We start from the raw sequence: 15,206 nt of genomic DNA, 5'->3' as shown, positions 1-15,206 counted from the left end.
TAGTTTATTTAACAGATAAGTATCCACCTTTCATGGGTGATACTGCTAGACGAGAATAGATTTTTAGTATTCCGCTTTTTTCTTTTAGATGCGGTTTAACATAATTGTTTCTTCTAGTTTCTAAAATCTTATCCATTTCCTCGTCTGTTTTTCTTAGGCCTTTTATTCCAACAATATTCAAGGTTCTATTTGGGATATCTATTTGGATTAGATCATCATCTTCTACAAGTGCAATATTTCCACCTTCTGCAGCCTCAGGAGATACATGGCCTATGGCAGGCCCTCTTGTGGCTCCAGAGAATCTTCCATCTGTAATAAGAGCTACTGAATTTGCAATCTTCGGGTTAGATGCTATAGCTTCAGTAGTATAGAACATTTCAGGCATACCTGACCCTTTAGGTCCCTCATATCTTATAAATACAATATCACCTGGCTCAATTCTTTCTTCAATTATTGCATTATAAGCTTCCTCTTCACTATTAAAAGGTCTTGCTCTTCCTACAACTTGAAGCATATCTTTATCAATAGCAGAGTGTTTTACGACAGCTCCCTCTGTTGCCAGATTCCCTTTAAGAATAGCAACTGCTCCTTGTGGTTGAATAGGATCTTTGTAACTTTTTATTACCTGAATTCTCTCTACTCCTTTTTCTTTCAAGTAGTTATAACACTTTTCGTAATATCCACTTTCTTTTAGCTCTAGTAGGTTTTCTCCTAAAGTTTTACCTGTTACTGTTAGTACATCTAGGTGTAAGTGCTCTTTTATTTCCTCCATTACCGCTGGAGTTCCACCTGCATACCAATAGTATTCTGCAGGATAAAAACCACTTGGACGAATATTGCAAAGATATGGAATCTTTCTATGAATTTCATCAAATAATTCCGCTGGAAGCTCTAAACCTAATTCATGAGCAATAGCAGGCAAATGTAATAAGGAATTGGTAGAGCCAGCAATGGCTGCATGCACCTTAACAGCATTTTCAAAAGCCTTCATTGTCATTATCTTCTTTGGAGTTATATCTTTATGGATAAGGTCTAAAATTTGTATGCCTGCCTCAGTTGATATTTTCTGAATTCCACCTATTGCAGCTGGAATAATCGCAGACCCTGGCAAGGCCATTCCTAAAGCTTCAGCCATTATTTGCATAGTTGCAGCAGTGCCCATAAATTGACACGCTCCACAACCTGTGCAAGCATTTTGTTTATAATAAGTAAACTCTTCTTTATCTATTTCTTTTCTTAAAAATTTAGCTTGATAAGTACCAATTTGCTCTAGTGTAAGATTGTTTTTCCCTACCATCATAACTCCACCTGGCACAAAGATTGAAGGTAGATTATTTCTTGCCATTGCCATAAGATGAGCTGGAACAGACTTATCACAAGAAGATAGAAAAACTGCTCCGTCAAAAGGAGTTGACTGCATCTGCACCTCGATCATGCTGGCAATCATTTCTCTGGATAATAATGAATAATTCATTCCATCATGACCTTGTGCAATACCATCACACATATCCGTTACAGTATACTGAGCTGCTCTACCCCCCTTTTCATTAATCCCTTTTCTTACACACTCTACGTATTCTCCTAAATGAACACTACCTGGATGACTTTCACCTACAGAGCTTTGAATCATAACTTGAGGTCTGTCTAATTCTTCAATTGTCCAACCTGCCCCAATTTTTAAGGAGTCAATTTCTGCAGCGACACCTCTCATTTCTTGGCTTCTTAACATATATACCAACTCCTATCTCATTCTAAAACATATCCTTTATCTAAAGTGCTCAACTATATTTTTTGCTGCTAATATATCCATATTTATAAATACTTCTTCAGTAAATGTTCCTACATGAGGTGTAAGTATTACATTGTCATATTCTTTTAAAGGTGAACCAGTTTTCGGTTCTACATCATACACATCTATTGCTGCAAATGATACCATGCCTTCTTCTAAAGCTTTGCATAGATCAGCTTCATTTATAACAGGTCCTCTTGCTGTATTTATAAGAATAGGCTTCTTTTTCATGGCTTTCATTGCTTCATAGTTAATCATTCCTCTTGTTGATTCCAATAATGGTACATGTATGCTAATTGCATCCGACTCAGCCATCAATTCTTCAAAACTAACAAATTCTACGCCTAATTCTTCTTCAGCTTTTTCATTTCTTCTTGCATCAGTGTAAATTATTTTCATATCAAAAGATTTTGCTTTCCTTGCAACTTCTCTTCCAATATTGCCCATTCCCATTATTCCAAGTACTTTTCCTTCTAGGCTATTCCCTAAAAGTTTATTCCAATTACCCATTTTCATTTCTTTATTTAATTCACTTATTTTTCTATTTATATGCAATATGTATGAAATAACAAGCTCAGCTACAGGCTTTTCAACAACACCTAGTGTCCTTGCCACCACAATTTCTTTTTCCTTTGCATATTCTACATCCACAGAATCTGTACCCACACCTCTTCTAGCAATAATCTTCAGGTTTGGTGCACTATCAATCACTTTTTTAGTTATTCCTTCTAAATCACATATTATTCCATCAGCTTCGCCTATTATTGAAATAACTTCCTCTTCGTTCAAAAACTTTTTATATGGATTTCCTATCACTTCAAAACCAGCCTCTAAGAGGATTTTTTCTCCCTCATCTGAAAACTTTCCAAAAAACTCTGATGTAATTACTATTTTTTTTGTCATAACATAATCTCCTTTTTCATTCTTAAATAAGAACTATTTGTGGGAATAGAATTATTAAAACTAATACCACCAAAATTATACTTATATACGGTAGAACTGCTTTAAAGGATTTTTCTACTCCTAATTCTCCGATTGAAGCTGCTATCAATAGACATAAACCATATGGTGGTGTAACTAGTCCCACTGATAAAGTGATTACTATTATAATTCCTAAGTGAACGTTAGAAATTCCTAATAACATGGCTGCTGGTAAAATTATTGGTACGAATAATATCATTGCAGGTATTGCATCCATAAATGTTCCTACGAATAAGAAGAATAATACAACTATTGCTAAGAAGCTTATTGGAGATGAAACAGTATTCATAAAGAATCCTTGCACATAAGACCCAACTTTATAATATCCTAATAATTCTCCAAGAGCGCTAGCAGTTGCTAAAGCAAATAAAGACAAAGAGCTTAATTTTAATGTTTCTTCTAATATTTTAGGAATACTTTTCAACTTTATGGTTTTGTAATAGAACATTCCTACTAGAAATGCATATACTGATGAGAATGCAGCAGCTTCAGTAGCTGTATACCATCCAGTTACTACCCCACCTATTATAATTATTGGAGTTAATAAAGCAGGGATTGATTCTTTAATCAATTTGATTTTAGTTTTTGTATCTGTTTTCTCGTATCTCGGAAAGTCTTTTTTCTTAGCCATTACACCTACTACAAACATCATTCCTAGTCCGATTAAGATTCCTGGAATCATTCCACCTAAAAATAATTTACCTATTGATGCGTTTGTAAGTCCACCGTAAATAACCATAACTATACTTGGAGGAATTATTCCACCAATAGTTGATGATGCCGCAGTTACTCCAACGGCAGTTTCCTTATCATATCCACTTTCAATCATACTTGGTATCAAAATCTTACCTACACCTGCTGTATCAGCAGTTGATGAACCTGAAACTCCCGCAAATATCATTGAAACTAATATATTAGAATGAGCTAATCCACCTTTAACATGTCCTACTAAAGCATTAGATAAGTCAATTAATTTCTTTGTAATATTTCCTTCATTCATTAGATTTGCAGTTAGAATAAATAACGGAACTGCTAATAATACAAAGGAATTCAAACCATAAAACATCTTCATTGGCACCACAAGATTTGGTATATTTGCAATGTTACTAATACCAATTAAAGACACAATTCCTATAGAGAAAGCTATTGGTGTCCCTATTACAATGAGTACTATAAATAAGATTACTAAAAATAGTGCAAACATTATTTTTCACCTCTCATTTGAATAATATTGTTAACTATATGCTCAATTATGTAGATACTCATAAGAAATGCAGTAAGTGGAATTACTGCCCAAACATATCCCATTTTGAAATCAGGTAATGAATACCAGTTGTAATTCCAAAATGTAATCATAATCTCTTTTCCGTAAACTAACATGTACAATGTAAACCCAAGCATAAGAATATTAATAATAATATCGAGAACATGTTTTTTTATCCCCGTTAATTTCGTCTTTAAAAAATCAAAGCTAAAATGAGCTTCTTTTCTTACCATAATTGATGCTCCCATAAATACAGCCCATACAAATGAAAATACTGCTATTTCTTCAGTCCATAAAACAGATATCTCTAAATATCTAGCTATAATTTGAATAATTACTACTACAATAAATATTGATAAAAAAATCATTCCTACATACTTTTGAATTCTTTCTAATAAATCAATTGCTTTTTTCATGTTATCACCTCTAATTTTTAAAGGGGAGCATCGCTCCCCCTCATACAATTATTTTGCGTCTCTTATAGCTTGTAATAATTCTTCTAATCCTAACTCTTTTGCAATCTTATCTTGAAGTGGGATTGCAGCCTCGATAAATGGTGCTCTATCAATTTCATTAACTATTCCGCCATCAGCAATTAATTGCTCTTTGTAAGACTCTTCTTCGTTGTAGATAGCAGTTCTTTCTGCATCAACAGAAGCTTCAGCAGCTTTCATAAGCTCAGCTTTTTGATCATCAGTCATTTTATCAAATTTCTTAGCATTTACTAATAATAAACGAGTTGTATAATCATGACCAGTTTCAGTTAAGTATTTACCATTTGCAGTTTTATGATGCTCCATTGGAACTAAATATGGGTATGCATTTTCTGCTGCGTCTACAATACCTTGTTGTAAACCTTGGTATAATTCTCCCCATGCTACAGCTGTTGGAATAGCCCCTAAGCTTGTCCAGTACTCAGATACAGCACCAGAAGTTTGAGTACGAATTTTTAATCCTTTAACATCCTCGATTGAGTTCAAAGGAGTTTTACCATAGTAGTGACGAACAGCTGCTGTCCAGTATCCTAATACTTTAAACTCTCCATTTGATTTGTTATATATAATATCAGCCATTGCATTACCTACATCACCATCAACAACTTTTTCCCAATGATCATAGCTGTCAAATAAATAAAGTAATGAAAATAAATCTATTTCTTTAATACCAGTTTTAGTCATAAATCCAGGAGAAACTAGTACAACATCAGCTGCTCCTAATTTTAATTTTTCAACTAGTTCTGCTTCACTTGTTCCAATTGTTCCAGCATGTACTTCAACATCAAATACTCCATTAGCTTCTGCAACTTTTTCAAACTCTAACAAACCTGTTTGATATGGACTGTCTGTGTTTGTTTGGTTGTGTGCAGCTACTATTTTGATTGGATCTGCAGCTTCCTGTTGTGTGTTATCAGTATTGTTGGTATTATTTGTTGTAGCTTTGTTGCCACATCCTGTGAAAGCTACAGAAGTTGCTAATAATGCAACCATTGCAATAATTCTAATTTTCTTCATTTTGTTACCCCCTATAAATAGTTTAAATCAATCCAGTTTATACCTAAAAGGTGTAAACCTTTTACCTTCTATTTAATTATAAATTAATCGCCCATAAAAATTAATGAATTATATTTACTGAAACCTATAGTTTTTTTTACCATTTTTTAAGAGGTATACTAAAATTTCTAGTTAAAGCTTGAAAACGTTTTATTCCTATAAATCATTTTACCTTTCTTTTAGTTTGTTTACTTTGAAACCATATGTGTAGATAAAAAAGATTATTACAAAAGAGAAGTAAATCAATTTGTTAACACAAATTTATCCACTTCCCTTTTGTAAGTCTCTTAACTGCACTCTGTATTTAAAGGTTGCATAACAGGATATCAGTATTCGAATATCCATAATTCCATGTCTTTTTGTATAGTTACTACTTTATGGTGATTAATACTATATACAGCAATAATAACAGTTTATAGTTTAATTAATTCTACCTTTAATTAATGTCCCAAGTTGCTTACTCTTTATCTACTGCATAATAATATTTTTCACCATTAAAGTATATACATAGTTCTACTTCACCGGTGATTACTTCTTTTGGTACTTCAATAAGTGAATGTACTCTCATTGTTGATAGTGGTTCAATTGACAAATAACTTCCCAATGTTGATCCATCACTCTTTTCCCCTACCATAAATCCATTATAATTGTACTTGCCATTATATAATACCTTAGCACCAAAAAATTTTTCTACATCATAACTTGAAGACCTAAGATTCTTAATCTTAGAAACTATATCTATATATATATTGCTAGTATTTTCTACTTGGTAATGAGTATAAAAATCTCCAGGATTTGATGGCAAAACATCTTCTTTGTATTCTATTTCTTCAATAGTAAATTCAGCATATTCCTCTGCAACAAGCTTCTGGCCTATATCAATAGACTTCTTTTCTATTGTTGCATTTGTTGTATTATAGTTCAGATTGTACTTTTTATCATTTATTAAAAACGAAATAACTGATTCACCCAAACTATCTAGAGGAACTTTTGTTGCACAATAAACAATTCCTGAAGATAAAGGTTCTATTGATTCAAATTCACTTAAACTTGTATCATCTTCAGTTAATTGTAAATATAAGTTACACATATATTTTGAGTCTTCCTTATTTACTGATACATTAGCAATATTATCTATTGACTTTTCAGTTTCAGATAAATTTTTTACTTCAAGAATAACTGTTACATATGTTTTATCCACTTCATCACTTTTATATATTAATGAATAACCAGTTGATTTTGGCGGCTCAACTTTATTACTAATTTCAACATCCTTAACAGTAATTTCAGCATAATCTTCAATAATAAACTTTTCACCCACATTTACTATATTTGCATTAGCAGCTTGTTTTATTTTATCTGATGAATTCTCACTGTTGGCACATCCCACAATTGTAAATATTGAAATAATGAGTGTTATTAAAACTAAACTAATCTTCTTCATGGTAATCCCTCCACCTATTCTTCTGTCTCGGCATCCATTAAATCGTCCGGATATGTAATAGTTTTGAATATTTCATCTGTTTCAATGTTCTTAACATCAATTGTAACTTTTCTTTTTTCTTCTGATACGCCGTTATAAATATGGTACATAGAACTCATCATACCTATACCAATAGCTGAAAAACCATCAAGACTTCCCTGATATTTATCTTGAATTACTTCTAAAGTAAATTTAGTAAAATCCTCATTATACTTTACATCTTGTATAGATTTAAAATCTTCTGAAGCTTTAAGTTCTTCTAGATACTCAATCATTGACGCTCTCATCTCTTTCATCATTTCGTTGTGTTTACTTTTGGACATCTTAGCAGTTATAGAACCATCTTCGTTAACTATAGCCTCCTTATAACCCTCTTCTTTCATCTCTTCTGCACTTGCATTAACATCTTCTCCTTCAAACATTGAAGCTGGCAATGTGATTGTCACATCAAATAAATTCTTATCAACTTTTAAACTTTCACTATTTTGGGTAGTATCATTTTGATTCCCCGAATTATTTGTATCACTTTTACTTCCACATCCAGTTAACAATATTACTACTAAACTAAACATTAATATTAATCTTTTCATTAAGCAAATCCCCCCAAATTAATTTTGATCATTATTGCAAAAATTATGTTTATTATTCTACACTTAAACAATTTTACAATATTTTATTTATAATTACAACTTTATACTATAGTGCATATTCAATTTCCATATGTTTGCATCCACTTTTAAATCTTTAAAAGTATAAAATGTTAACCAGTAAAGGATTCTCTCTTTGGATTTACTAATTTGTATTCATATTTTATTATTTTGTAAAATTTGATATAATAAAGTTAATAAAAGAAATAAATACTATTATTTAGTCGAAAGAGGTAATTATATGAATATTTTATCTATATTCACTGCAATTGTTGCAGTTATTTACGTATTATTAGGAATATATTTCTATAATTTAAATAAAAATGAAATACTTAACAAGTTATTGCTAGCTCTATGTATATGTTTTTTCTCTTGGTCTTTTGCTTATATATTTTGGTATTCAAAGGATATGATACAAACCCAATATTATCCTATGATAAACATATTAGGAGCTACAGGCTGGAGTTTTTATTATGGAATAATACTTAATCTCTCATTTGAAATTACTGGATATGCAAAAAAAATTAAGTTTTTGGTATACATACCATGTACTATTATGTTTACAATTTATAGTGTTCTAAGAGTTTTAAGAATAGATTATTATTCACCTATCTTTTCAAAGTTTAATATTATAAATTTTACAGTAACAACCATTTATATTTTAGTAGCCTTAGTTTTAATATTTAAATGGGGCAAAACCTCTAAAATTTATCGTGAAAAGAGACAAGCTTATCTGATTGTGATATTTGGACTAATTTCTTTTATTCTCGGAATTTTATTTCAAAACATATTACCTCTTATGAATTTCCCCACATTATATATTGCACAGATTGTATCAATTTTTTGGGTCTTTGGAATATTTCTTGCAATATCAAAATATAGTTTCTTAGATATTACATCTGCCGTTACAATCGACAGAATTATGAAAAATGTTAATGATATAATAGTTTTAGTTGATAACAATAATATAATAACTTATTATAATGATAATTTGATAAAACTTTATGGAAATAATTCAGATAAAATAATAGGAAAGCATTTTTCTGACGTTATTATTTATAAACCTAATTCCAGTAAAAATAATTATTTAGTAAATAAAGACACTGAAAAAATTCCTGTTACGATAAATACTGAAGAAATCAATGATGATTATGGTGATGTGGTAGGAAAATTATTTGTGATAAATGATAATACGAACTTTATTAATATAGAAAAAGAGAAGAATAACCTTAGAGAAATACTATTGAAAAATGATATTAGCTATAATTTATTAATTAATCAATCCCACAATGCTATTTTAGTACACAGAGATGGAATTTTATTATTTGCAAATGATAATGCAGCTAAACTATTTGGAATTGCTACTCCTGGTGAATTTATCGGACAATCTCTTTTGTATATGGTTCCTAAAAATAATAGAGAAAGTTTAAAAGAAAAGTTTTCTATGATAATTAAAAAGAAATGTAGTTCAATTACTTTTAATGATAAAGTATTAAAAAGTAGCGGAGTTTTAATAGAAGTTGAAAATACATCTTCATATTTTGAATATGGAGGAAAACCGACTGTTCTAACAATTATGAGAGATATTTCAACTGAAAAAAAGGTGTTACAGCTAGAAAAAGATGTGCTCGAAAAAACCAAATTGCTAGATCAGTCCTTAGAAATGAATAAGACAATAACTGAATATTTTTCTAATGTATCACACGAGTTGAAAACACCTTTAAATGTAATTTTTTCAGCTGTACAGACTTTAAATATATATAATGATACAACTAGGGAGAGTATTATTAAAAGAGAAAAATATTATTATACAATGAAACAGAACTGCTATAGATTAACTAGATTAATAAACAATTTTTTGGATATTTCAAAAATTGATTCTGGATTTTCAAAATTAAACTTTAGAATTTACAATATCATAAGTTTAGTTGAAAACATCACTCTTTCAGTGGCACCATATGTTCAAAATCATGGAATAAATCTTATATTTGATACAGATATTGAAGAAAAACTCCTTGCTTGTGACCCAGATAAAATCGAAAAGATAATTTTAAATCTTATTTCAAACGCGATTAAATTCACAAACTCAGGTGGAGAAATTCTTGTAACCATTAAAGATGGTACTGATTATATAACTATTTCTATAAAAGATACAGGATTAGGTATGTCAGAAGATAGTATTGCAACAATATTTGATAGGTTTAGTCAAGTTGATAAAACTTTGAAAAGAAATAGAGAGGGCACTGGAATAGGTTTATATCTTGTTAAATCATTTATAGAAATGCATAATGGCAAGATACAAGTTATAAGTGAACCAAATAAAGGTAGTGAATTCATTATAAGTTTACCTATACGCTTAATTGACAGTGAATCTGAAGAAGAGTCTAAATATGATATTAATGTAGAAAGAATTCAAGTAGAATTTTCAGATATATATTCCTAATTACGATAAGTGAAAAAACAGATTTATCAATTTCATAAACTCCATTGAACAATCTTATTTTTTTCCCAAATAGTCTGCCCCTTAACGAAAAAAGGCTTGACTTAGTGAGTTTGCTTTAGTTAGCCACTAATAAAAAATGAAATGAAATAAAACAACGACAAATTACAACAAAATTTTCAATAAATAAATGTTATAGTATGATTAGCATTTAGATATGATGATTGAAGGATATCAAAAGATTTCAGGAGTGAGAATATGCACTTTTTAATATATTTCGAGGTTACATTATTTTTAAATATTGGATACAACCATTTGTTACTTACTAGAAAAAGGAGTATCAAAGACTCCTTAGTTATATTTATAATTAATCACTTAATAGTATTATTGGGACTGGTTTTTTATAATATTTTTTTTAAAGATAGTATTTTATATAATTTTGCACTATTTAGTTTAGGTTTTTCTTTTATTATTTATATTTTTTTTGTTTTTGAAGAATCCTTTTCAAAAAAAATATTTAATATGTTCACTATATGGGTTTTTTCTAATATCATATTAATTTTATGTAGTTATATAGTAGGTTTATTTTATATTCAAGATTATAGTACATATAGAACTTTATCAACGTTATTTAAACATTTTATTCAACTACTGATTATGCCTATAATATATTTATACTTTCAAGACCCCTATAAAGAAATGCTAAAATTAGTATCTAACAAAGTTATTAATATAATATCCTTCTATAGCATTATGGTTTTTTTGTTTTTAGTTAATTATTATGGATCTAACCCTAATAAGCCTATTTACCATTATAATTTTTTTAATAGTTTGATGTTTATAGTTATAATTATATTATCATATATAATTATTTTTATTGCTATTTACTCTGTAAACAGAAATGTGGAATTAGAATATAAATATAAATTTATAGATACACAACTAAAATTACAGAAACAAAATTACAAAACCTTAAATAAATCTATTGAAAATTATTATTCATTTAAACATGACATAAGGCATCATCTTTTGGCAATGAAGTCAATGATGGATGCTAAAAATTACATAGCAGTCTCTGAATACTTAGATAAGTTTAATGAAAATGAAATATGTCAAAATATAGGTGTATTGTGTGAAAATTTTACTATAGATTCAATACTAAAATATTATATGAATATTGCTTTGAATTATAGCATTGATTTTCAGGTTAATGTGAATATACCCCAGGATATCAATATCGAGGATCTTGATTTATCTATTGTTATAGGTAATTGTGTTGAAAATGCTATTGAAGCTTGTAACAATATTATGGATGAACGTAAAAAGTACATTAATATAAAAGCTGAACTTAAAGGTTCCCATTTAATACTTAAAATCAAAAATAGCTTTAATGGCCATGTTATAGAAGAAGACAATATTTTAAGAACATGTAAAACTGGCGAAGGACATGGAATAGGATTGTCTAATGTTAGAAAGGTAACGGAAAAATATAATGGTTATTTTAAAGTTAAATATAATGGTAATGAATTTGAAGTAGATAGTATACTGAACTATAACTAAGGAAATATGAAGTTGGTGATAAAAATGATAAACATAGCAATCTGTGATGATAATAAAGAAGAAAGTGAAATAATCTCTTCTCTAGTATCAAAAAATCTTAAAAACTTAGGGATGCATTTTAAAATAAACTGCTTTACTGAAGGAGAAGACCTTATCAACCATATAAATTCATCTAAAGAAGTATATGATATACTATTTCTAGATATTTACATGGAATTTTCTAATGGTATTGATGTTGCAAAAAAAATAAGAATCTTTGATAAAGAATGTAAGATTATATTTATTACTTCTTCAAAAGACCATGCTATAGATAGCTATGACGTGAAAGCTCTTCACTATATTTTGAAACCTATAAATGAAGAAAAGCTAGATGCTGCTATTAAAACAGCTGTAGACAGTTTAAAAAAAGAGAGTAAACAAATTGTCATTACAAATAAAAAAGGAAGCTACAGAATTCTTTATAGAGATATCTTATATGCAGAAAGTAAAGCCAGGATTGTAAATGTATACTTGAAATCCGATAAAGTAATTACTTTTTATTCAAAACTTCAGGATTTTTTTCAAAGACTTGAAGATGAAAGATTTCTTAAGTCGCATAAGAGTTTCATTGTGAATATGGATTATATATCCAAAATAGAAAACTCTTGTATATTTATAGCTGACGAAACAAATATACCCATAAGTAATTCTAATGTACAAGCCATTAGGGAAGTATACTTCAAATACTTATTAAAATAAACATAAAAAGACAAAACATACATAAATAAATTATTATGTGTGTTTTTTTTATGAGTTTTTACATTTTAGACTTCGATTTTTACATCAGTAATAAAAATACCTTAATTTGTGTAAAAATAAGATAAATATTTAAATGAGTTTATATTTTTTATTAAATAAGGCGGTGAATACATGGGAAATCTATTAATAAAAGCTAAAAACAACGATAGTCAGTCCATTCAGAAAATTATAAATAAGTATATGCCACTGTTGATAAGCGAATCATTAAAGTATGAAATTCCAGGATACGACTTTGAAGATATAGTGCAACATAATATATTGAGCATTATTAAATCAATAAAGCTTTATAAATTAGGTTCTAATTCCTTTGATTCTTTTCTGGAAGTAAATTTAAAACTAAATAATATGAATCTATTTAAAAGAAAAATGAAACACAACAGAGAAATTCAAAACGTAAATATTCTGGAAAGTGTAGAAGATAATTATCTATTTACCATAGAGGAGCAGGGTATTGCATATGAATTGACTAAAAGAATAAGAAAAAATATAAACTGTAACAAAATTATTAGTAAGACTGAAACTAAATGCCTTACAATTACCTCAAGGCTGTAAAATTTTCTGGTTCAAGGTAAATGAAAATATTAAAGGACACATGATAAGGAGGAGTAGGCAAGCCTAATTTTCCTCCCTAAAAAAGCATTTTGCAAAGTATCCTTGTATTTTTATTTGAATTTATGTATATTTCTTCTTATTCTTTTCCACATATATTGTAAAAATCTTTCGCAAAATTATTTTCTCAATTCCAAGTCTGTTATTTTTAATTTAAATCCCTTATATTTTTTTAAATAACTAAATCCATTAGGTTAACTAGTGGATTTAGTTATTGTTTTTTATAAATTCTAAATTGCATTTAATCCAAATGCTCTCGTTCCTAATTTTCTCTTAACTACTAATTCAAGTTGAATTACTTCTTCATACATTTAAAATTTTGGTAAAATTCCAACTATTTCTTTATCAATTTTTTTCTGATATTTGGGAGTAGCTATAAAAGTGATGTGCTAAAATATCTCTCTGCTCTATCTGGTAATACAGTTACTATATTTTTATCTTTACCATATTTTTCAGCCATTTTAATAGCTGCCCATATATTAGCACCAGATGATACTCCAACTAAGCATCCACAAACTCTAGCCAATTTTCTTGCATATGCTATGGCATCATCATCAGTAACCTCTATAATTTCATCTATTATTTTTGTATCTAAAATATCTGGTATAAATCCATCGCCAATTCCTTGAATTTTGTGAAGTCCTGGCTCATGTCCAAGTAAAGCTGACACATTTTTAGGTTCAACTGCAGCTACAACACATGATGGATGTTTTTCTTTTAAATATTTTCCAATTCCAGCTAAAGTTCCACCGCTTCCTAATCCTGAAACAAAAATATCAACCTTTTCATTTAGTTGATTACACATTTCAACTGCTGTAGTTTTATAATGAATAAGAGGATTATTGGGATTCTTAAATTGATTTAACACAAAAATATTCTTATTCTGACTCTTTAGTTTTTCAACTTCTTTAAGTGTACCTTCTATACTCTCTTCCTTAGGTGTGAGTACAAGTTCAGCCCCAAAAGCTTTGATTACCTTCTTACGTTCCTCACTCATATTTTCTGGCATTACAATAACTACCTTATATCCTTTTCTGACACCAACAAGTGAAATACCAATACCCGTGTTTCCAGAGGTTGGTTCTACAATAGTCATTCCAGGTTTTAATTTCCCTTCTTTCTCTGCTTCCTCTATCATAAATTTTGCTATTCTATCTTTTATACTTCCTCCTGGGTTGAGAAATTCACATTTAGCAAATATTGATCCATTAAAATATTTTTTTAGAGATAATAAGGGTGTATTTCCAATTGTATCAATTATATTTTCAAGCATCATAATTACACCTCCATGCTATATAGAATCCACATAGTTAAACTTAATTTGTACATGTCTCAAAATATCTACGATTCAATGATTTATGGACTTGTATAAATTTATAGTTTAACTTGAACTTCTATAGAGAATTCACATAGTTAAACTTTTTTTCTTCTATATTATAATATTCACAAATTGATTATAGGTAACATTAATTTGATTATTTTAACTACTTAACATTAAATCAAGCATTTGTGTAGTTCCACTAATGGATTCACATTCTAATGATTTTTTATAAACTATTAGTTTTATTTTTTATAAAAAAATATATCATAGTGATAGTTAGACTATCGGTATGATATATTCATCAAAATTTAAGTATATTTACTTTAAATATATGTAAATCAAAGTATAAAGAATGTTCATTTAATGTTAATTGTTATTCTTTTTTCTTGACTCAAGGATTTGTCTTAATATAAGCAACCCTTCCATCATCTTAGGAAATCCTGCTGTTGGTGCAACAAGGAGTATAGCGTGTTCAATCTCTTCCTGTGTACATCCACTTTTAAAAGCTTTAAGTATATGAGTTGCTAATGAATGTGTATATGGACTGCTTGTAGATAGAGCTATCTTAATAAGCCAGCGTGTTTTTTCATCAATTGGTCCACCTTTCTCGTGAACTAATTTTCCGAATTTTTCATAAGCATCATATATTTCTCCATGGTTCTCAATTAAGTATTTAAGATTCTTTTCAATTACATCTAAGTTATCAAAATGATTATCCATTGTCTCTCCACCTTATATTTCAATATAGTCAAATTGTAGTATAC

13 protein-coding genes are annotated in these 15,206 nt (G+C 29.1%); 4 read left to right on the top strand and 9 right to left on the bottom strand.

Annotated features, from left to right (window positions below; genetic code table 11):
* Window positions 1-4: 4 nt before the first annotated feature.
* The 7 genes from ilvD to ACQ3F0_RS18705 form a co-directional block, all read right to left on the bottom strand.
* Complete coding sequence (gene ilvD, locus ACQ3F0_RS18735) at window positions 5-1,729, bottom strand: dihydroxy-acid dehydratase (RefSeq protein ID WP_428867050.1); 1,725 nt, start codon at window positions 1,727-1,729, stop codon at window positions 5-7.
* Between the two features lie 36 nt (window positions 1,730-1,765).
* Complete coding sequence (locus tag ACQ3F0_RS18730; RefSeq protein ID WP_428867047.1) at window positions 1,766-2,692, bottom strand: phosphoglycerate dehydrogenase; 927 nt, start codon at window positions 2,690-2,692, stop codon at window positions 1,766-1,768.
* 22 nt (window positions 2,693-2,714) lie between these two features.
* Window positions 2,715-3,974, bottom strand: coding sequence for a TRAP transporter large permease (locus ACQ3F0_RS18725; RefSeq protein ID WP_428867045.1), 1,260 nt, complete (start codon window positions 3,972-3,974; stop codon window positions 2,715-2,717).
* On the bottom strand, window positions 3,974-4,450 hold the full coding sequence (locus ACQ3F0_RS18720) for a TRAP transporter small permease (protein ID WP_428867044.1): 477 nt from the start codon (window positions 4,448-4,450) through the stop codon (window positions 3,974-3,976). Before ACQ3F0_RS18720 ends, ACQ3F0_RS18725 begins: the two co-directional genes overlap by 1 nt.
* A gap of 48 nt (window positions 4,451-4,498) precedes the next feature.
* A complete protein-coding gene (locus tag ACQ3F0_RS18715; protein ID WP_428867042.1) occupies window positions 4,499-5,545 on the bottom strand; it encodes a TRAP transporter substrate-binding protein in 1,047 nt (348 codons plus the stop codon).
* 496 nt (window positions 5,546-6,041) lie between these two features.
* Window positions 6,042-7,028 carry a hypothetical protein gene (locus tag ACQ3F0_RS18710; protein ID WP_428867040.1) on the bottom strand — a complete coding sequence of 329 codons (987 nt, stop codon included), beginning with the start codon at window positions 7,026-7,028 and terminating at the stop codon, window positions 6,042-6,044.
* Between the two features lie 14 nt (window positions 7,029-7,042).
* Window positions 7,043-7,657, bottom strand: a complete 615-nt coding sequence (locus ACQ3F0_RS18705; protein WP_428867039.1) for a hypothetical protein — start codon at window positions 7,655-7,657, stop codon at window positions 7,043-7,045.
* A gap of 298 nt (window positions 7,658-7,955) precedes the next feature.
* Between ACQ3F0_RS18705 and ACQ3F0_RS18700 the strand changes: the two genes are divergently transcribed.
* The 4 genes from ACQ3F0_RS18700 to ACQ3F0_RS18685 all read left to right on the top strand — a co-directional run bounded on the left by ACQ3F0_RS18700 (window position 7,956) and on the right by ACQ3F0_RS18685 (window position 13,064).
* On the top strand, window positions 7,956-10,157 hold the full coding sequence (locus tag ACQ3F0_RS18700; RefSeq protein ID WP_428867037.1) for an ATP-binding protein: 2,202 nt from the start codon (window positions 7,956-7,958) through the stop codon (window positions 10,155-10,157).
* Between the two features lie 1,032 nt (window positions 10,158-11,189).
* Window positions 11,190-11,714 (top strand): ATP-binding protein, encoded by a 525-nt coding sequence (locus tag ACQ3F0_RS18695; RefSeq protein WP_428867115.1) that lies wholly within the window; start codon window positions 11,190-11,192, stop codon window positions 11,712-11,714.
* A gap of 24 nt (window positions 11,715-11,738) precedes the next feature.
* Window positions 11,739-12,452, top strand: coding sequence for a LytR/AlgR family response regulator transcription factor (locus tag ACQ3F0_RS18690; protein ID WP_428867035.1), 714 nt, complete (start codon window positions 11,739-11,741; stop codon window positions 12,450-12,452).
* A gap of 171 nt (window positions 12,453-12,623) precedes the next feature.
* On the top strand, window positions 12,624-13,064 hold the full coding sequence (locus ACQ3F0_RS18685) for a sigma-70 family RNA polymerase sigma factor (protein WP_428867033.1): 441 nt from the start codon (window positions 12,624-12,626) through the stop codon (window positions 13,062-13,064).
* Between the two features lie 430 nt (window positions 13,065-13,494).
* Here the strand turns inward: ACQ3F0_RS18685 and cysK are convergent, their stop codons facing one another.
* Both cysK and ACQ3F0_RS18675 read right to left on the bottom strand, forming a co-directional pair.
* Window positions 13,495-14,397 carry a cysteine synthase A gene (gene cysK / locus ACQ3F0_RS18680; protein ID WP_428867032.1) on the bottom strand — a complete coding sequence of 301 codons (903 nt, stop codon included), beginning with the start codon at window positions 14,395-14,397 and terminating at the stop codon, window positions 13,495-13,497.
* Between the two features lie 411 nt (window positions 14,398-14,808).
* The gene (locus ACQ3F0_RS18675) at window positions 14,809-15,162 is read right to left on the bottom strand and encodes a carboxymuconolactone decarboxylase family protein (RefSeq protein WP_428867030.1); all 354 of its coding nucleotides are present in this window, start codon (window positions 15,160-15,162) and stop codon (window positions 14,809-14,811) included.
* Between the last annotated feature and the right edge of the window lie 44 nt (window positions 15,163-15,206).

Origin of the sequence: Clostridium sediminicola (genome assembly GCF_050402865.1) — a bacterium.
GTDB lineage: Bacteria > Bacillota > Clostridia > Clostridiales > Clostridiaceae > Clostridium_AF > Clostridium_AF sediminicola.
The sequence above is the reverse complement of the archived record's forward strand: the minus strand, read 5'-3'. Positions and strand labels throughout refer to the sequence as shown.

Excerpts from the sequence above, each read along its gene's own strand:
- ilvD (WP_428867050.1), bottom strand. The coding sequence starts at position 1,729 with ATGTTAAGAAGCCAAGAAATGAGAGGTGTCGCTGCAGAAATTGACTCC.
- ACQ3F0_RS18730 (WP_428867047.1), bottom strand. The coding sequence starts at position 2,692 with ATGACAAAAAAAATAGTAATTACATCAGAGTTTTTTGGAAAGTTTTCA.
- ACQ3F0_RS18725 (WP_428867045.1), bottom strand. The coding sequence starts at position 3,974 with ATGTTTGCACTATTTTTAGTAATCTTATTTATAGTACTCATTGTAATA.
- ACQ3F0_RS18720 (WP_428867044.1), bottom strand. The coding sequence starts at position 4,450 with ATGAAAAAAGCAATTGATTTATTAGAAAGAATTCAAAAGTATGTAGGA.
- ACQ3F0_RS18715 (WP_428867042.1), bottom strand. The coding sequence starts at position 5,545 with ATGAAGAAAATTAGAATTATTGCAATGGTTGCATTATTAGCAACTTCT.
- ACQ3F0_RS18710 (WP_428867040.1), bottom strand. The coding sequence starts at position 7,028 with ATGAAGAAGATTAGTTTAGTTTTAATAACACTCATTATTTCAATATTT.
- ACQ3F0_RS18705 (WP_428867039.1), bottom strand. The coding sequence starts at position 7,657 with ATGAAAAGATTAATATTAATGTTTAGTTTAGTAGTAATATTGTTAACT.
- ACQ3F0_RS18700 (WP_428867037.1), top strand. The coding sequence starts at position 7,956 with ATGAATATTTTATCTATATTCACTGCAATTGTTGCAGTTATTTACGTA.
- ACQ3F0_RS18695 (WP_428867115.1), top strand. The coding sequence starts at position 11,190 with ATGAAGTCAATGATGGATGCTAAAAATTACATAGCAGTCTCTGAATAC.
- ACQ3F0_RS18690 (WP_428867035.1), top strand. The coding sequence starts at position 11,739 with ATGATAAACATAGCAATCTGTGATGATAATAAAGAAGAAAGTGAAATA.
- ACQ3F0_RS18685 (WP_428867033.1), top strand. The coding sequence starts at position 12,624 with ATGGGAAATCTATTAATAAAAGCTAAAAACAACGATAGTCAGTCCATT.
- cysK (WP_428867032.1), bottom strand. The coding sequence starts at position 14,397 with ATGATGCTTGAAAATATAATTGATACAATTGGAAATACACCCTTATTA.
- ACQ3F0_RS18675 (WP_428867030.1), bottom strand. The coding sequence starts at position 15,162 with ATGGATAATCATTTTGATAACTTAGATGTAATTGAAAAGAATCTTAAA.